The organism is Photorhabdus akhurstii (assembly GCF_019090985.1).
GTDB classification, from domain to species: domain Bacteria; phylum Pseudomonadota; class Gammaproteobacteria; order Enterobacterales; family Enterobacteriaceae; genus Photorhabdus; species Photorhabdus akhurstii.
This window is the reverse complement of record NZ_CP020335.1, coordinates 4092300-4110127: the sequence shown is the minus strand read 5'-3', so window position 1 is coordinate 4110127 and position 17828 is coordinate 4092300. Positions and strand designations below refer to the sequence as shown.

21 protein-coding genes, 1 tRNA gene and 4 pseudogenes are annotated in these 17828 nt (G+C 40.6%); 16 read left to right on the top strand and 10 right to left on the bottom strand.

Translation table 11 applies throughout. The features are described from left to right. Window positions 1-3: 3 nt before the first annotated feature. On the bottom strand, window positions 4-2163 hold the full coding sequence (locus B0X70_RS17540) for a tellurite resistance TerB family protein (RefSeq protein ID WP_246593332.1): 2160 nt from the start codon (window positions 2161-2163) through the stop codon (window positions 4-6). Here B0X70_RS17540 and B0X70_RS25345 point away from each other — a divergent pair. Continuing rightward, window positions 2162-2410 (top strand): hypothetical protein, encoded by a 249-nt coding sequence (locus tag B0X70_RS25345; protein WP_246593331.1) that lies wholly within the window; start codon window positions 2162-2164, stop codon window positions 2408-2410. The two genes, B0X70_RS17540 and B0X70_RS25345, sit on opposite strands and share 2 nt — an antisense overlap. Window positions 2411-2689: 279 nt before the next feature. On the opposite strand, the gene B0X70_RS17535 is transcribed toward B0X70_RS25345, so the two are convergent. From B0X70_RS17535 to B0X70_RS17500, 8 genes and pseudogenes are all read right to left on the bottom strand, one after another. Next, a tRNA-OTHER gene (locus B0X70_RS17535) sits at window positions 2690-2792 on the bottom strand. 2 nt (window positions 2793-2794) lie between these two features. Further along, window positions 2795-3979, bottom strand: coding sequence for a site-specific integrase (locus B0X70_RS17530; protein WP_040149345.1), 1185 nt, complete (start codon window positions 3977-3979; stop codon window positions 2795-2797). Next, window positions 3931-4146, bottom strand: coding sequence for a hypothetical protein (locus B0X70_RS17525; RefSeq protein ID WP_040149346.1), 216 nt, complete (start codon window positions 4144-4146; stop codon window positions 3931-3933). The genes B0X70_RS17530 and B0X70_RS17525 overlap by 49 nt, the downstream gene beginning before the upstream one ends. 4 nt (window positions 4147-4150) lie before the next feature. Then, entirely contained in the window at window positions 4151-4321 is a 171-nt protein-coding gene (locus B0X70_RS17520; RefSeq protein WP_181148685.1) for a hypothetical protein, read from the bottom strand. Window positions 4322-4890: 569 nt separating this feature from the next. After that, a complete protein-coding gene (locus B0X70_RS17515; protein ID WP_040149348.1) occupies window positions 4891-5079 on the bottom strand; it encodes a hypothetical protein in 189 nt (62 codons plus the stop codon). Between the two features lie 51 nt (window positions 5080-5130). Further along, window positions 5131-5628 carry a siphovirus Gp157 family protein gene (locus B0X70_RS17510; RefSeq protein WP_040149350.1) on the bottom strand — a complete coding sequence of 166 codons (498 nt, stop codon included), beginning with the start codon at window positions 5626-5628 and terminating at the stop codon, window positions 5131-5133. Further along, a pseudogene (locus tag B0X70_RS17505) lies at window positions 5625-6296 on the bottom strand (hypothetical protein); the annotation flags it as partial. The pseudogene B0X70_RS17505 and the gene B0X70_RS17510, both read right to left, overlap by 4 nt. A gap of 223 nt (window positions 6297-6519) precedes the next feature. Further along, window positions 6520-6771: a hypothetical protein gene (locus B0X70_RS17500; protein ID WP_040149352.1), complete on the bottom strand. Its 252-nt coding sequence runs from the start codon at window positions 6769-6771 to the stop codon at window positions 6520-6522. A 296-nt stretch (window positions 6772-7067) separates the two neighbouring features. On the opposite strand from B0X70_RS17500, the gene B0X70_RS17495 reads away from it, so the two are divergent. The 9 genes and pseudogenes from B0X70_RS17495 to B0X70_RS17455 all read left to right on the top strand — a co-directional run bounded on the left by B0X70_RS17495 (window position 7068) and on the right by B0X70_RS17455 (window position 13836). Next, window positions 7068-7484, top strand: coding sequence for an ATP-binding protein (locus tag B0X70_RS17495; protein ID WP_088776093.1), 417 nt, complete (start codon window positions 7068-7070; stop codon window positions 7482-7484). Between the two features lies 1 nt (window position 7485). Next, window positions 7486-8374 (top strand): annotated as a pseudogene (locus tag B0X70_RS17490) (DnaB-like helicase C-terminal domain-containing protein). Window positions 8375-8918: 544 nt separating this feature from the next. Continuing rightward, window positions 8919-9590: a hypothetical protein gene (locus B0X70_RS17485; RefSeq protein ID WP_217469958.1), complete on the top strand. Its 672-nt coding sequence runs from the start codon at window positions 8919-8921 to the stop codon at window positions 9588-9590. A gap of 15 nt (window positions 9591-9605) precedes the next feature. Beyond that, complete coding sequence (locus B0X70_RS17480) at window positions 9606-10805, top strand: helix-turn-helix domain-containing protein (RefSeq protein ID WP_040149356.1); 1200 nt, start codon at window positions 9606-9608, stop codon at window positions 10803-10805. A 93-nt stretch (window positions 10806-10898) separates the two neighbouring features. Next, complete coding sequence (locus B0X70_RS17475) at window positions 10899-11507, top strand: DUF1367 family protein (protein ID WP_217471761.1); 609 nt, start codon at window positions 10899-10901, stop codon at window positions 11505-11507. Window positions 11508-11522: 15 nt separating this feature from the next. Further along, window positions 11523-11809: pseudogene (locus B0X70_RS25340) on the top strand (Ref family recombination enhancement nuclease). Continuing rightward, window positions 11797-12312, top strand: coding sequence for an antiterminator Q family protein (locus tag B0X70_RS17465; protein ID WP_036777547.1), 516 nt, complete (start codon window positions 11797-11799; stop codon window positions 12310-12312). The pseudogene B0X70_RS25340 and the gene B0X70_RS17465 overlap by 13 nt, the downstream one beginning before the upstream one ends. A 179-nt stretch (window positions 12313-12491) precedes the next feature. Continuing rightward, window positions 12492-12692 carry a hypothetical protein gene (locus B0X70_RS17460; RefSeq protein ID WP_011147645.1) on the top strand — a complete coding sequence of 67 codons (201 nt, stop codon included), beginning with the start codon at window positions 12492-12494 and terminating at the stop codon, window positions 12690-12692. Between the two features lie 100 nt (window positions 12693-12792). Then, window positions 12793-13836, top strand: a pseudogene (locus B0X70_RS17455) (DNA-methyltransferase). A gap of 602 nt (window positions 13837-14438) precedes the next feature. On the opposite strand, the gene B0X70_RS17450 reads toward B0X70_RS17455, so the two are convergent. After that, complete coding sequence (locus B0X70_RS17450) at window positions 14439-14783, bottom strand: hypothetical protein (RefSeq protein WP_217469954.1); 345 nt, start codon at window positions 14781-14783, stop codon at window positions 14439-14441. Between the two features lie 236 nt (window positions 14784-15019). On the opposite strand from B0X70_RS17450, the gene B0X70_RS17445 reads away from it, so the two are divergent. The 6 genes from B0X70_RS17445 to B0X70_RS17420 all read left to right on the top strand — a co-directional run bounded on the left by B0X70_RS17445 (window position 15020) and on the right by B0X70_RS17420 (window position 17755). Further along, a complete protein-coding gene (locus B0X70_RS17445; RefSeq protein ID WP_246593540.1) occupies window positions 15020-15265 on the top strand; it encodes a phage holin, lambda family in 246 nt (81 codons plus the stop codon). 19 nt (window positions 15266-15284) lie between these two features. Further along, window positions 15285-15686 (top strand): structural protein, encoded by a 402-nt coding sequence (locus B0X70_RS17440; RefSeq protein ID WP_217469953.1) that lies wholly within the window; start codon window positions 15285-15287, stop codon window positions 15684-15686. A gap of 9 nt (window positions 15687-15695) precedes the next feature. Next, window positions 15696-16166, top strand: coding sequence for a lysis protein (locus B0X70_RS17435; protein WP_217469951.1), 471 nt, complete (start codon window positions 15696-15698; stop codon window positions 16164-16166). Between the two features lie 66 nt (window positions 16167-16232). Next, window positions 16233-17123 (top strand): LAPAL motif-containing putative phage structural protein, encoded by an 891-nt coding sequence (locus B0X70_RS17430; protein ID WP_217469950.1) that lies wholly within the window; start codon window positions 16233-16235, stop codon window positions 17121-17123. Window positions 17124-17133: 10 nt separating this feature from the next. Continuing rightward, window positions 17134-17376: a hypothetical protein gene (locus tag B0X70_RS17425; protein ID WP_217469949.1), complete on the top strand. Its 243-nt coding sequence runs from the start codon at window positions 17134-17136 to the stop codon at window positions 17374-17376. Beyond that, on the top strand, window positions 17369-17755 hold the full coding sequence (locus B0X70_RS17420; protein WP_217469947.1) for a hypothetical protein: 387 nt from the start codon (window positions 17369-17371) through the stop codon (window positions 17753-17755). The genes B0X70_RS17425 and B0X70_RS17420 overlap by 8 nt, the downstream gene beginning before the upstream one ends. Window positions 17756-17828 lie beyond the last annotated feature (73 nt).

Genomic DNA, 17828 nt, shown 5'->3' with positions numbered 1-17828 from the left:
AAATTATCCTTTGAGTTCTTGTGCGATTTCCAGGTCAACGTAAATATCATCGTCGTCATCGAGAACCGGGGCGTCAACCAGTTCATATGACCAGTCATTAATGACTTCAATTGCGCCGCCCACCATCAGGTTAAATTGCTGGCATAGCTCAGCAACTTCATTTCGCGCCCAGCGTTCTTTTTCCAGCAAACGTTGGTACAGCTGGTTATGCGCTTCATCAAGGCCAGTGGTCGAGTGTGGCGGAATGTCTACTGGTGGTACTTCTTCGGGATCATCTTCGACAAAGATTGTGCTCAGCAACTGACGAACGTCTGTCGTGTCCGATTCATGGCGGGCAAGAATATTTTCATTGAGAGAAAATGTACTTTTCACACTTGATGTGACCTGCGATGTTTTTTCTGCTGTTGACAGACGATGGATATCACTGGTAACGGTACTGCTGTCCAGCCCAAGGCTGGAGTAAATTTTTTCCAGCTGTTTAATCTCTCCCGGATCAATTTTACCGTCGGCGCAGGCGACGTTGATAATAACGTTGCCGATAGCCGATTTCTCTTTATCGTTAAGCTGCTCGATTCTGGCTTTTAGGCCCGCCATACTGGCAGGAGTATTAAGTCGCCAGATCAGGTAAGCGTGCAGCGAGCGTTTTTCTGTTGGCGACAACGTGTTGTTATGCTCAATCGCTTTTTCCAGTGCAGCTTGCTCAGCGACGTCAACATTCTTATCCATTTGCGCAACCATTGCGCCTAACCGGAGCGCCACAGAAACGGACATGAATTCTGTGGAAGGTGTGAAGAATTCACCGTGTCCCTCTGCAAATAAAACAATATCACCGTCTGGTTCCGGTTTGACATAATGATAACGCATATCTGGTACTATGCCGTAACCTGCCCGCTGAGCGAAATTCTGCATCAACTCTGCTTCTTTTTTATTGATCTTGTCTGGCACTGACATATCCAGACGGGCCCAGAAGCTTGCAACCGTTGTTAGTCCTGAATTTTCCAGAACCCTTTCGTTAGCCCAGCTTTTAAAACCAGCGAACATTTGTTCTGCATCTTTAGTAAGGATTTCATCGGGAAGGAGCATAATGGCGGCGACATCGCTACGTGAGGTGTCCTTTTTACCAAGATAGCGGCTGTAGGCATCCAGAGCGTTGGTACAGGATTCCGCAATTTGTATCAGTTTTTTTACCGGAGCTCTTAATACACTGGGATCAGGTAGATCAGGAAGCTCAATACGAATCCCCCGGAGCGTACTGTTTGCGGAGGCATAATCCAGTTTCAACCGGGTCTTGTTCGGTTTAACCACAAGACCCTCACCAAATTTTTTGACGTAGCGTTGTTTAAACAGGGCGGCAAACTCTTCTGCACAACGGCGCGCCGGAGTTCGTAGCGTATATTCGGTATAATATTTTACCCATGCCAGAGCCAGATCTGCTGAAATAGGCCCTCCCTGAGCAACAGTTGTGGCCAGATGAAACCGAAATAGCAGCGAGCTTCCCGAGGCAAAGTATTCGTTTTCATTCTGTATGAAGATGACATCAGGCCGGAGAAGCGACATTGTTTCTATTAATTGAGTCGAATAACGACGGAAGGAGTTATTCGACTGAAATATGGCCCTCAGGCGCGATACCTCTTCAAATAACGCTCTGAATTCATTATCAGAAATGGCTTCCTGCATCCCGTCAGCCAGTATGCGACGCTCAAGACCGTAAAAATAGATAAAAACATAGCCTATGGGGCAGGTCGCATCGCTTCGGTCGCTTGCCAGCCAGTCAAGATAAGCGCCGCGGCAGCGTGGAGATAGTGTTGAAAAGCTAGGCCAGTATCCCAGCGACTCATCTTCGTAATGTCTTGTTATGGACTGGATGGGCAATGCATCGTTGACCAGAGAGGCATCTGAACCATCATTATAAAAATATCCATATTCTCTTGATGAATATGTTTTTAACTGTCCGCCAAAATAAAAGTTACCGTTATTAATGACAATATTTTGAATGGTGATGCTTTCTCCCGGTTTGATCCACCGCGCTGGCGTCGTGTTACGTCGGGCTGCGGTTTCACGCGGCTGCTCGCAACTGGTACTGTATTCAACAGTTATCCCATTAACGAGAGTGAAGGTTGCCAGTTCGTCATCGTCGGATGCCTGTGGATACCGAGAAGACATGTTTGTCACGTTATTGGCTGGTTTATTAGGAAATTTTTGCTGGGATGAGTTATTTGATTTACTGATGTTTCTGCCGTTCGATCTGGTTGAAGTTGATTTTTTCTTTTTGGAACACAAAAGACAGATAACAACTAGTGTAATAAAAAATATCCAGAAGCCCATTCCTGCACCCATCATCGCGGATGACACTTCCACATGTAGCTTTTTAATCGGGGGAAAGCGTCAGCATAAATTGAAAGACATTTAGCAGAATCATACCGTTTCGTAGTGGGAGTACAAGCAAGAACGCCACATTATCTAAAGAATGTTGATCACCTACTCATCGGATCGTAAAGGGATCTACACGTAACAAAATCAGGTACAGATTGCGGTGTGCTTCAGGTTAAGTAGTTTCAGTGATGAACCAGAAGGAATGCGGCGGTGCAGGTAGTGTCCATTGATGCCCATAAAAATAAAATGAGTGGACGCAAAGTGGACATTGGGCAAACAAAAAGGGCTACACTTTAGTGTAACCCCTTGATTTATTTGGTGGAGCTGGCGGGAGTTGAACCCGCGTTAATTGTTTTTCATCTTATTGTTATAAATAACATTTTTATGAAATATCTTCGCTGCGTATCCTTTGCAGCTCCTTTCATGTCCCACCACTGACCTGTTTGGGTTTGTATGTGCTGCCGTCATAGTCTTTCAGATATGATCCATAATGTCTGAAAAGCATCTCTGGGCCTTTATGCCCCATTTGAGCTGCAAGCCAGAAAAGATTAACCCCTTGGCTGATGTGTTTTGTTGCAAATGTGTGCCTTGTTTGATACGGGTTTCGATACCGGATTCCGGCCTTTCTCAGTGTGGGCACCCAGGCTTTTTTACGAATTGCATCTGCGCCTGCCCAAGCCTCGCCTGTTTTAGGATCTTCAAATATCACGTTGCCTTTCATGAAAGTGAATGCCTTCTGATTTAATAGGGCCGACCTAGCGTCAGTGTTCAGTTCGACTTTTCTGGTACCGGCTTTTGTCTTCGTTCCTTTTATTATTCCCACAACTTTTGCCGACTGGACATGTGCGGTTTTGCCAATAAAGTCGATATCTTGCCACCGAAGCGCGCATAACTCGGAGCTTCTAAGTCCTGTATGTATCGCAAAAAGGAATAAATTTTCCCATTGTTTTTGTTTATTGCCTGCTGCTGACAGTAATGCAGTAACCTCGTTAGGAGATAGGGGGTCAACAATATATTCGCTATCATTTTCTATTCGTTCAGTTTGATACCGTGATGCTGTGACTAAATTCACAGGATTCATACTAATCAGGCAATCAGTAACTGCTTCATCTATGGCGCTTCGTAAAAATGACAGATTGTTCCTGATTGTTTTCAGAGCAGTTGATCGTTTTTGAATCCAAGTTTTTAATATTGCTGGTGTTAACTCTATAACGGGAATTTTATGTAATTCAGATAGAGCAGTTTTACATTTTTTATATCCACTAATTGTGGATGGTGATAAATTTCTGGTTTCACAGATTTTTAAATACTCATCTAAATAATCTTTTATTGTTCTACCTTTATTGACATTTCCGAATATTTTTAGACGTGATGAATTAGGGAAAAATTCAGCATAAATAAAAATATCCCGTTCAATTTTATTGTATATTTCGCCGAGTTTACGCTCGGCATATTTAATATTTTTTGGCGTCACTTCCAGATTTGAGAGGGGTTCTCGGCATTTAACCCCTTTATATGTAAAAGAGATATTTATAGTTTCACCAGAACGATGTTTCCTTACTGTAATGCCTCTGGGCAATTTACTATACTGTTTTTCCTGGCCCACTTAGCTACCTCATTTAAATCAATCCAGCGTTCCTTAACACTTTCAACTTTCAGTACATGTACGCCATCAAGCCAAACACCGTGCTGAATGCGCTTATTAATTGCATCAATTGTTTCCCCTGTTGCATAGCAATAAGCGGATATGGGAACACATTCAATATTCACCATTTATTTACCTCACATGGTTTTGCCTCATCATTGATATAATGATCAGATCAACGACAGCACAAACACGGGTAATATCACCCTGATTGCAAGATGTATTTTTGATACTGGCTGCTAATCTTCCCAATTTGATATCAAAGTTGGTTAATAACTGTTGTCCTGGTTGCCAGGGTTGCATGATGGTTCTCCGGTCAGTGGATTTACCATCATGCTATTTATTGTGTTACCTGATTTCTGATTAAGCTTAATCAGTTTTGAGTGTGAATTATAGCTTCAATGGGTAAACACTCAAAAATTCCAGGGCTTTGCATCTCCATATCTGCTATGCAATTTTTTTCATCCTGGTAAGCATGGCCGTAAGGAATGTACTGGCAGTTTATCGAAGAACATACAAGTAGAAACAGACCGTATATCATTTTCGGTCCCTCATTTTCTCGATAGCTTGAGAATTGGATACTGGAACTATTTTAACGTCAAACGGGAAATCATAGAGTACATTACAACTCCTATCGATAATGATGATCCCATTGCGACCATCAGGTAGCGTTAATTTAACAATTTCATTTTTGCTGTGTGAATGTCTTAACATTGGTCTGTCTCTTTTAATTTACCTTCAATTTCGCATTCTGCTGCATGTTTTTTATCTAATAGACACATGACGAGAAATACAAACGTAAATTCTACATGCTTGTCGGATTTATTTTTTGACATTACCCACTTGTGTTAATTTAAGGTAATGCTAAATATCTAATGGAGGTAATATTGGTTATTTCCAGTTAATTCATTTTCCATTGAGGCCAGTAATTTATTTTTTAACTGAGCAATGATTTTCTTTTCTTCATCTGTAATATCTTGACTTTCTCCTGTTATCCATTCTACTTGGTATTTATTTAGGTTTTCATCAAATGAGATAATGATTTCTAATCGTGCAGCCATAAATCACTCCATATTATTTATTGCCCCAGTATTTGTGGGACGTAATGAATATTAACGTACTTGCAGGCTTTTCTGGCCGATTTCAATATGAGCTCCCGGTATATTGATACCGTTTTCAATGGCTTCTTTGATGGCTTTTTTGTCTGGGGCAGTAATTGTCTGCACATCAACTAACTCATCAGGTAATTTTGACTCATCATTAATGATGACATTCATAATACCTTTTCTGGCTGTGAACGTGTTTTTGGTAGTTCGTAGTGAATCCATGCCGGCTTTCAGTAAACAGTCCAGTGCATACTTTTTTAGGTTTTTTACTTGCCTTTCGAATGATTTTTTACGGTCAGTAAGTCGCTTAGACTCATCCGCAAGAATCTTGGCTTGGCCTTCTATATTGCGAACATGAATCATGATAGCGTCAAGTTTATCACCGATAGTACATTCGATACTTTCAAGTGTATCGGCGATATCTTCTGGCGAGAATTCGCCGGTTTCTACCAACGGTTGTAATTTTTCATAATCTGCTGCTAATGAAATTGCGGTTGTGGTCATTGGTTTGCCTCTTCTAATTGGATTAAACATTCTTTCTCTATTTCATTCAAGCGACGCAGACGACCGGATAAGTACTTTTCATAATCTTTATCTCCTTTGGCCTTGGTGTTGCCTAAATGAATGCTTAATTCACGGATAAGGGTAGATGCTATGCCGCGAATTTCATGTTTGCTGACAGCGGTGCGCATAGTGTCTGTATTACGGGTGAACTTATCGTCTAGTTCCTTGCGTAATCTGACTAAATCCTCGGCCTTATCACTGGCGGCCTTGATTTCAAATTCAATATTGTTGTCAGCCAGATATTCAGGGTTATCATGCATACCCATAAATACATCAGCAGAAAATCCAAGCATCGATAACGCTTTCTTTATAGCATCGGTGAGTGATTTCTTGATGGCCTCTCCATCTGTTTTAATTCCATATTTGGTTCTGTACATGTATGGTGTTGCACCATAACTTTCAATTTCAGCACAAATGTCACATTCAACCAGATACCAAAAGAGAATTTTGATAGAGTGATTTTGTTCATATATTAATGTGCCGTCAGAATCGCGTAAGAATCGGCTCCCAATTTGTTTATTTTTGTCGTCATAGATAGGTTCTGACATGGGTGCACCATTGATCAGCTTTTCTTCTGTGACATTACAGCCCCATCCATAACCGAATGGTAGGCGAGGGAAACCTTGTATATCTTTACAAATAATCGGTTTTGATGTGTTGAAGTTGCTCATATCGTCCGCGTACTCTTCTCCAAGGTAAACAATGGCCATAGCTTTAGCCATTTTTTCGGAATTAGCTTCGAGTGCAATTGCAAGTGGTACGGCTCCATTTTTTTGAGCTTTTTTTGTCGGCTCAAAGACACAGATATATGTGAACATTGGTCTTGCCTCTTTAATAAATTGCTTTTTTTGCCAGTTTTATTGCTGCCTTAATCCCGGCTTTTAGCATTTTGACTTTTGGATATAATCCCTTGACAGCATTTGAATAAACCATTCCTGTCGTTGGGTAATATTCAACTCGCCTTTTGCCACCGATAATAGATATATGCATAGTTGCGTTTGTTGTATCACTATTATTTTCATGCTCAATAGCAATTAAACCATTATCTAGGATTAAATTAATTACATCATTTATGTTTTTCATAAATACACCAGAGCCTTAATAAGGCGTTTCTTCATCAGATTTAGACATTGGTTTTTCTTCAATGCATAGCAATGATTGAATATGGCTCTCAAGTTCAGAGGCTTTAGCATGAGCTTTCAAAAGAACTTTGTTTTGTTCTTTCTTTAGAGTATCAATTTGTGAATTTATAAAGTCTGGACGACTAATATTTGGATACGGGATTTCTATATCATGAATAGCGACAACTGTACCAAAGATCGATGCATTAGTTATGTTCAGACTTGGAAAGAACGCAAAGTTGCGGGTGAGGGATCATCATGTGTGGCCGTCTTGGTAACGGGAAAACTCATCTGGCTGTTGCGACATGCCGTGAAATAGTCACTCAGAACGGTATCAGTGCGTTTATTACAACCGCATCACGTATTATCAGGGCATTTCGTCGTTCATGGAGTAATGATGCTGACACCAACGAGTTCGAGACACTGAGGTTTTACAGTGAGTTGGATTTGCTGATCATCGATGAGATTGGCGTTCAATACGGCACTGAATCAGAGCGAAATATCTTGTTTGAGGTGATTAATAACCGATATGAAGATTTATTACCAACGATCCTGATCAGTAATTTGCCAATGAATGACCTGCCGGTGTTTTTAGGGGACCGAGTATTAGATCGTGTGTTACAGGGTGGGGTAGTGTTGGCTTTTGACTGGGATAGTTACCGGAGGGGGCAGTAGTATGAATGAGCTCAATCTAGAGTCTGCGGTTATAAGCGGATTGTTGTCAGGTGGTGCAACGCAGGATGCTTATGATGTTTTTGCAACGTTGCCAGAAGAGGCGTTTAGTTCAAGTTTTTTGCGTCGTGTCTACGTTGAAATCAAAAAACAAGCGTTCAGTAGTTCCCTGATTGATCCGATATTCATCGCTGAGGCTATGAGTGGAGATGGTAATACATTAGCTAATATCCTGGAGTTGAGTAAGAGCCCTGTTTGGAATGCAAACCTGAAAGGCTATGCCAATAAAGTTAGTGAATATTGGTATGTTCGGCGGGTTACAGCAGTGATCAACGCTGGCCAACAGGCGTTACTGGAAACTAAAAATCATACTCAAGCACAACATGTCATAACGGGCTATCAGTGAAACGCATAAGCGCAGGTACCCGAATCTGAAAGGTATTTTTGTTGATTATCTTGGGTTGATAGAAAGGCCCAAAGCCGAGCGTAATGACCTTGCTATCGCTCAAATATCCAGGGCCCTCAAGGGACTAGCTAAGCGATTGCATACACCTGTTACAGCATTGAGTCAGTTATCAAGAGACGTTGATAAACGGCCTATACATCAGCGTCGTCCTGTTGCAGCGGATTTACGAGACTCAGGTAGCCTAGAGCAAGATGCAGATCGAATTATTTTTACTTATCGTGATGTTGTTTATAACCCACAAAGTCCAGCCAGAAATTATGCTGAGATTATTTTGGATAAAAATCGTCACGGTGAAACCGGAACGATATTCCAGGAATTTAAAAACGGGCATTACTTACCAACTGATCAAATTGTTGCTGCTGGAATATGTCGTACACAGCAACAGGCTAAACAAAAAGAGCACCGATACGCAGACAAAGCATTTTAACTAAAGACCAAAAGAGGCAGATCAAAATGACCATAAACAGTAAACTGATTTTATTAGATAATTTGGGTAGTTATGAATTATCCCGTTTTGGGTGCAGTGCTGAAAGCATCGCTATCTTACAAATTTAGACTTAAAAGCTAGTCGATTCAACGTAAACGCCGGCAGGATGCTGGCTTTACCAAAATAGAATTGCTGGTGGATAACTAAGAGCTGGAGATGCTGAAGCGCAATTGTACTCTTCGAAGGCCGGGTAGGGAATCTTACAAAGTCAATGAATACCTCTCTATGCTGATTAGGATGGATGATCATTGATGAAAAAAGTAGGTAGTTCAGTTGCAGAAACAGCAAAGTGAAAAGTGTGGGAGAAAGCCTTTCTGTAGCTGAATATTGTTTTTCTAGTGAAGTGGCCTGATGGAACACACTGGGATGGTATAAGAGTTGAAGTTGTATTTGTAACGTACAAATTACATATCAAGTATATTGCTTGCGTTCAAAACGAAAAAAAAATACCATAAAATCTGCTTAACGCAATCAGGGTATCTAAATGAGCATTAACGACACACAAAGTGATATTACCGATTTGATAATAAACGCTTTCAGGCGTGATTTTTGGCTTAACGTACAAGATGCATTATATGCTAAGTATGCGGCAGCACAGGAAGTAACTGTAGGCAATATATTAAAACTTGGTGAACCGGAGCAACGTAGATTTAGGCCTCAGGCTAGGCACTATGGCCTTAATTCAGCATTAAGGGAGGCCGCAAGTCGCTCTGGTTATCTTTGTTACGATGCTGATACATCCCCGAAAGGGGAGCATTATATTATTATCGATTCAGAAGGTGTTAAAATTAGCCGTATTGGGTTAAATCACGATGAGCGCCATATAAGAGGTGCTAAACATCGTTCATTGATAGCCCAATTGAATGAAAAATTTGAAGGCTATACTCCAGATCTTTTTAGAGAAGAAGATAGTAAACATCATAATGACATTGATACGTTAGGTGTGTTGTTAATAAATATTAATCCACCATATCATGAATCTCAGGCCAGCATGATGGATTTAAGGATTGTGGTTCCTTTTACCAATATGAAAGGTTTTCACTATAATAAATCTGTAATGGAGCTTTTATCCCTCTATACTGGAGAGAAGAAGATAGTCATTCCTGATATGGTTTTACCTAAGCTCAAGAAGCGCCTGAAGGATCAGGAAAAATAGAATAGGTGAGACATTATGAGAGTGGGAATTTCTGGTTTCCAATCTGAAAGGTTGACACAGATAAGAGAAGCGAGGGGATTATCGAAAATTAACCTTGGTAGGTTAGTGGATCGTTCACCATCAACTATTACCAAATGGGAAAACGGTAATCATTCCCCCGATGCAGAAGTATTGCATAGCTTAAGTCAGATTCTTAATTGCCCGGTAAGTTGGTTCACAAAGCCTATTGTTAAGTACGAAAAAAAACCAGTATTTTTCCGAACACTTTCAACCACGGCAAAAGACTTATGTATCGCCTCAGAGCGATACATGGGGTGGTTTCAAGAGTTATCATGTAAGATGCAAGAATATCTTGATTATCCAGAGGTTAACATTCCTCATCTTAACGTAAAGGATTACAGAGCGATAGATGATCAATTGATTGAAAGAATGGCTTTTGAGTGTAGGAAAGCTTGGGGATTAGGTATTGCACCGATAGATGATCTATTACTGGTAATGGAGAATGCGGGGATAGTCTGTTCCAGATTTGAACAAGGTAGTTCTGTAATGGATGGCTATTCTCAATGGAGTGATTTAGAGAATAGACCGTATGTGGTTTTAGCTAGTGATAAAGATAACTATTATCGTAGTCGATTTGATGCTGCTCATGAATTAGGTCATATAGTCTTACATCGATATATAAATAAATTTGATAATATCAATTTTAATCCAATAGAAGAGCAAGCACATAAGTTTGCGTCGAGTTTCATGCTGCCGGAAGAGTCATTTTCTGTAGAGCTTCCTCCATATCCTACATTACAGAATTTCATATCTCTAAAAAATCGCTGGGGGATGTCTGCGCAATCTATGATCCTTAGAGCGAGAAATTTAGAATTAATATCTTCTCTGGAATATCAGAGGTTATATAAAAATATTTCCGCTAGAGGTTGGCGAAAAGGAGAGCCGCTTGATGATCTTAGAAAACCAGAGTCGGTTCGTTTGTTACCTAGGTGCTTGAATCTATTATTGGATTCTGGAACTTTTAATAAAAAAACACTTCTTGAGGAATTTGGTTTCCCAAAAGGAGATTTAGAGGATTTATGTTCAGTTCCTAAGGGATTCTTGTCAGAATCACAGGTACTTGATTTCCAATCTAGAATACAATTGAAGAATAGTATTAATATATCTACTACACAACAAGATACAAATGTCGTTAATTTATTTAATAGAAAGTAAAATTGGGAATTAATACTAACACCTGTTATTCTGTTCGTATCGGCCTGAACATCTGATAACCTAAACAAAAGCTGCTGTGTCATAACTTTGAGGATAAGTAATGACGCAGCGACGCAGCATAGTTTTATCAAAATTTCGAATGACACCCTGAGACCTGCGACTCCCGCAGCTAGGGAATACCTGCACTCCAAAGTGAAGTGGGGCGATGTGCTCTATGCGGATTTTAAGAAAGCACGTAACCCGCGTTTCCATCGTAAATATTTTGCCCTTCTGAATCTCGGCTATGAATACTGGGAACCTACTGGGGGCACCATTTCCCCGGAAGAGAAAGCGCTTGTGCGTGGCTACGTACAATTTCTTGCACACTTCGCGGGCAGTGAAGATGTCTTACAATCCGCTGCGGATGAATATCTTGCTGGCATATCTAAAAACCGAGCCCAGAATATTACCGCCACCAAATCCTTTGATGCCTTTCGGCGCTGGGCAACAGTGGAATCAGGGCACTATGACATTTACGAAATGTCCAACGGCAGTCTGTACCGTGAACCTCGTTCAGTCAGTTTCGCCAAAATGGAAGAGATGAAATTTCAGGAACTTTATAAAGATACATTAAACGTGCTTTGGAACTTTATTTTGTATCGCAATTTCCCGAACAGAAATGCCGCTGAACATGCTGCTTCTCAGTTGTCCGATTTTATGTAATGAGAGGCAGAACCAATGGCTAAAAGTGAAAAACAGTGGCTTTCTAATGTGACATTACTGGGATGTATCTGTTGTCGGAATATGGGGTTGGGAGTAATACTTGCGGAAATTCATCATGTGAGAGCGGTACAAGATATGGCCCAAAGGGCTGCTCATTTCTCCATTCTGCTGCATCCTCGCGTTTGCATCCCACGGGCTTTCATGCGGCACCGAAGACATGGCAAGCAATCCACGGTATGGCAACGGAACTATTGCCCCAAGTTAAAAGGGAAGTTGAAGAGGTACGGTTATGTCGGGTGTGATATTTTCAACGGATGGGCTGCAATTGACTCAGGCACAAGAAATTTGGTTGCAGGACTGGTTATCCAAGTTCGGTGCATGGGTGTATTCTGGCAGGCTTGATAAACGTCAGGGTAGTATGATTGCTGAGCTTATGGCGACGGTAGAGCTAAGAGGTTATCCAGAACGTCCGATATGCAATGATGATGACGGAATGCTAATCGCTAGGGTAGTAGACCATATTTACCACATTGATCGGGTTGCATTTGGGATGTTGCTTAGTCGATATGTTTATTGTGTATCTGATAGAGCAATTGCCAAACATTATCATGCAACGGTTCAGCCAAGAATTATGATCCGCAGAAATGGTATGTTGCGTAAGCGAAAGCCATCAATGTCAACTTGTCGGCGTGAGGTTGAGGAAATATTAAGAGCAACGGAATATTTGATTTATCAACCATTGCAAGATGTCTTTATAAGACGGGAACAGGAAAGAAAATCAAGACTTTTGTCACAAACGTGTTGATATCTTTGAACTTATGAGCCACTATTTCAGTATATGTTGTGATAGTAGTATTCGTGACTGATACCCTCGCCCAGTGCGGGGTTTTTTATTGCCTGAAATTCAGATAAGACTTGCTGTTGTCATTGGTCAGAGTTACATGTGTGTCTATGCACAATAACTGACTAAAGGTTTAAATTATCGTGCTAAAACATGAAGATATGACAACAACAGCCTCATGTGTTTTAGAAACAGTACCAATGTATGACTGGGTTTCTATTCCAGATGTTTCAACTCTGACGGGGCTATCAACACCGCGTTGCCAATTACTTTTAACTCAATTTTGTCTGGCTGGTTTGATGGAAAGCCGGGACAACGACACCTTTTTCAAGCGTTGCCTTTGATGGGGTGACTTCTTAAGCGGTGAAATGGACGGCTGGTGGAGTTGACGACACCAGCCATTCGCCTGTTCTGTGCTAACCAGAGAGTAAGCTAGTATCGATTATGGAAAATATTGTGAATTTAAGTGGTATCACATTAATTAATGACGACTCTCTACGATTTATCAAAACGTTACCAGACAACTGCATAGACTTAATCGCCACCGATCCACCCTATTTTCGGGTAAAAGAGTGTGGTTGGGACAGACAATGGGAGGATGTAACGGCTTATCTTGTGTGGCTGGATGAAGTACTGACTGAATTCTGGCGTGTGCTGAAACCCAACGGCAGTTTGTATATATTTTGTGGTTCGCGTCTGGCGTCTGATACGGAAATCCTTGTTCGTGAACGGTTCAATGTGCTTAACCACATTATCTGAGCAAAACCTTCTGGTCCGTGGCGCAGGCAGAATAAAGAAAGTTTAAGGGCTTATTTCCCTTCTACTGAACGGATCATATTTGCTGAACATTATCAGGGGCCTTATCAACCTAAAGGTGATGGGTATTTCCACAAATGCCGCGAACTTAAGCAATATGTCTTTAAACCGCTTGTGGACTACTTTCGCAATGCACGAAAGGTGTTGGGTGTCACAGCAAAAGAAATTAACACTGCCACGGGAAAACAGATGGCCAGTCACTGGTTCAGTGATAGCCAGTGGCAATTACCCAATGAAGTGGATTACCAAAAACTGCGGGTATTGTTCGCTCGAATAGCCAGAGAAAAACACCAGAACGGAGAATTAAACAGGCCGTATCATGAGTTAGTAGAATCTCATCTTACTCTGTCACGCCAATATGAGGAATTGAGTCTGGAATATGGGCTGCTGCGCCGTCCGTTCTCGGTGACGGTAGATGTGCCTTATACTGATGTCTGGTCTTTTCCACCTGTTCAGTATTACCCAGGTAAACATCCTTGCGAAAAGCCGGCAGACTTGATGGCGCATATTATCCGATCCAGTAGTCGGGAAGGGGATTTGGTGGCGGACTTCTTTATGGGATAGGGCTCAACACTAAAAGCGGCACTGAAGCTGAATCGTAGGGTCTTGGGTGTAGAATTGGAAGAAGAACGTTTTAACCAGACCAAGTGGGAAATAATAGTAACTACCTAGTAATTCTCGGTAGTTAAGGAATCACAAGGCTACTTTCGGTTTTCTTTAATTACCTTAAATCATCATAATTTCAAATAGTTGTACGATTTTTCATACAATGGCAGTCAGTTAAAACAGGCATTGGTATTCGCTGATATTTATGCGCTGTTTAACAGTGAACGGAAAAATTAGACCTTATAGTTTGACTTATAATTATTTATAAATATAGAGGAATAATATGTCTGAAATTATTAAACTCGAACTCGAATGTCCGTTTGATCCGAAGCAATACCATTAATGTGATAAAAATTACAATTTATGATAATGGGATTAACATCTGGTTTCGGGGAACTCTTGGAACCTATACGAATGGTGGATTATTAAAAACATCTGTTGGTGATAACTCTCAATTGTCGCTTCAAGTAATAAGAACATCAACAAAAGCTAAGATTATGTAGTAATAAAAAGAGAATGTTTAGTTACCTCCTTGAATATCAGGAATTAAGCTTTATCAATGATTTATAATGCTGTTTCGAACTACTGCAAATTTTTCAGTAATTCGAATTATTTAAAGATTGTACGAGGCGAGGTGTAGTTTTTTATAGAGGAAAAAAACCAGATAGCTACAGCCTGTCGAGCCGTACTCCGTATAGGTACTTAACTGCAATAATATCATCTGTTAGTTCAGGATCATCGTTGGAGGAGTATTCAACAACGGTAATACCTCGTTCTTTCAGGCGGTTATCATGAATTAAACTCTCTTTAATCTTATCAAAAATCTTTTTCATTTCCAAATCATCGCAACTTCCAGTAATGCGATATGTGTGACGAAAGTCTGAGTCTGATGTTGGTGGGTACAGGAATACATTTTCCGGAAGGAATTCTTTGCAACCTTCAATGATGTCTTGCTTACTAATGTTCCCTTTTAATTTAGGGTTGTCAGTGGACTTAATTAAAATTATAGACATTTTTTCTGTTTTCCTTTTCCAATGAGTGAAATGACCTAAATATCACTTTTTCTTACATTAATCAATAGCCGCGCTCACTACCATTCCTACAGCATGAATATGGTAAGGCGGATATCCTTTTCGACTACAGGCATAGCCAACCAATGTGTTGGAGGTGGAGCATGAAAATAATGGATAAACAGCCTGATATATGGATGCAGCTATGGTTATGGCTGCTATCAGTCAAAGGATAGAGTATAGGCGCAGTGTTGGCCGCAGCAATGGCTTATCTTAGAGGTCGATATAACGGCGGTAAGTTCTGGAAGACAGTTATTGATGCAATTATGTGCGCTGTGATTGCGTGGTTTATCCGCGATGTGCTAGATTTTTTCGGTATGAGCACGAATTTGGCTTACATTGGCAGTGTTATTATTGGTTACCTGGGAACTGATTATTTAGGTCAATTGCTTCGTAGAATCATTGGTAATAAAACAGGAGAATAGAAAGAGAGTAATTTGATTTATGAGTAGAGGCATTCGAAATAATAATCCTGGTAATATCCGTTGGAGTGATGACTGGCAAGGTCTGGTACCTGAATCACTGCGTACTGATAAATCCTTTTGCCAGTTTATTAATCCTGAATATGGTATTCGGGCAATGGTGAAGGTTATTAGGAACTATAACAGCAAGTACGGTATTAATACTGTCAGCGGTATTATCAAGCGTTGGGCACCACCCAATGAGAATAATACAGATGGTTATGTTAATCGTGTGTGTAAGGATACCGGTGTTACCCGCGACCAGGTTGTTGATGTGTTTGATCAGGCATATATGACAAAGCTTATTAAGTCGATTATTACCGTAGAAAATGGTAGTCAGCCCTATAGCAATGTGGTCATTGATAAAGCCTTTTCACTTTTGTAGAGCGATATTATGAAGTTTAACTCTCATGGTTATATTGTTATTGCTCTGGCGTTTGTCTCGCTGTTGGCTTATCACTATTACGGTAAATATACCAGGCAGCTTGATACAGCAGTTCAGCTGCAAAGTGAGTTACTGGAACAGCAGAATGAAATTGTTAGCCAGCAGGAACGGATAAAACTCCTGTCTGAATTGGATAATAAACATATAAAGGAATTTGCTGATGCTAAATCTGAAATTGATGGTCTTAGGGATGATGTTGCCATTGGTCATCGCTGGTTGCGTATCGCGGCTACCTGTAATCAAGGCAAAGCCGGTTCCTCCAGCAGAGTGGGCCATGCAGGAACCCCACAGTTTACAGAAACAGCTCAACAAGATTATTACGATCTCCTCGGAATGATGGCGGAGAACGAGCAACAAACTAAGTACTTACAGGAATACATCAAAACGCAGTGCGTGATGAATGACTCATTAAAGCATTAATAATATTGAACAATTGAGAATGTGAGCATTACTATAGAGTTCACTTTTTTACAATGGGGAAATGTCGTGTCAAACCAGGCTGAAGAGCTACATCGCATTGAAGAGTTTAGTGTTTTTTACGATGCTAATGATGATGAATTGTCATCTCATAAGATGGATGCATTTTTCTTGGGACAGGCAATTCAACAGATAGCAGTAATGGTAAAGCAAGCTGATCTCCTTTTAAATAATGGGCAGGAAACAGTTGGCCTGAAAGTTACAGTCCCGGCTAAAGAAGGTTCTTTTGCTGTATCTTTTGTCTTATATGTTCTTTCCAATTCCGTCGCTATTTTGCCTGCATTAGGTTTGCTTGGTGGAGGAGCGTTGGCTGTTGCTCAGAGATTGAGTAAGAAAAAGGTGATAAACGTCAGAACAAACGATGGTAGTGATGAGGCGGTAATTACAGTTGAGTGTCGTGGGCAACAAGAAGAAATCGTCTGTGGTAAAAACGAGGCATTACTTGCTACAGACGCAGTAATTAGACAAGCCTATAATGAAATCATTACTCAACCTTTAGCTAATAAAGAGGCTCCAATATTTAGGGTTGAAGTAGGGGGGGAGGAGGTTCTTAGATTAGATGGTCAGGATGATGTGACATTTACTCCTTTACCTAGGAAGTCCCTTACATTCGAGCATGCAGAGCGTATTGATGTGATTGTAGCTCTAACCCAAGTTAATTTTACCTCTGCTAATGGTTGGAGAATTCATTATCTTGAGGAGGACCGGGCTGTAAAAATGGAAGATACAGCGTTTATGGAAAATGTTTTGTCGAATCAGCAATCCTTTGTGAAAGGAGATCTATTCAATGTTAGATTGAGAATCAAAACGGTGGAGAAACCGGAGGGCTTTACTAAAACTACCTATGCGATAGAAAAGGTGTATCATCACTTTGCCGATGATGATAGACGTCTTACATAAAGAGGACGTTATGAGTATTGATCTTGTACATCTGTTTCAGGGGGCTATCTGGTGTTTGTTCACTGTGTTTTGTGGGGTATTTGGTTATGCGACAATAAACTGGATAATTAACACCTATTTTCCAGCGCGTTTTATCACAGTGAATCACTATCATAACGATAAATTAGTCAGTAGTCACAAAGTCGATTTGCATAGTGCCGAACCCTTAGTAAGGCAATTGAGAAAAATACAGGAGGAGGCTACGCGTGGCTGAAAAACATCTTCCTGAAGCCGGATTGGGAGCTGGAACGACTGTAACTGCTACCTTGGTAGGAGTCCTTTCAAGTTGCAGTGGGCTAGTTGGTGAAATTTATCGAGATTCGTACATACAACTTGTGCCATACATTAGTCCTTTTTTAAGCTGGTCGTTAGTCTGGTGCTATAACCGTTTCGTTGAACCTCCAGAAATGGCGAGTATTAAAGGTAGGCTTAAAAGAGATCTGAAGTACTTAAAAAAGTGCTGTAAGGACAAAAGAATGTCACTTAAAGCAAGGAAAGATGCGCAGAATGATTATGATGAGACCCAGTTAAAGCTTGCAAGATTAGGTCGTGATTTTAGTGCGGGTTTATACTCGAAACCATCAACTCAATAGTAGGCCGTCTTAGGATGGTTTTTTTATTGCCTTACCCATTCTCTGAGTGGTTAAGTTAATGCAGCTAACTTAT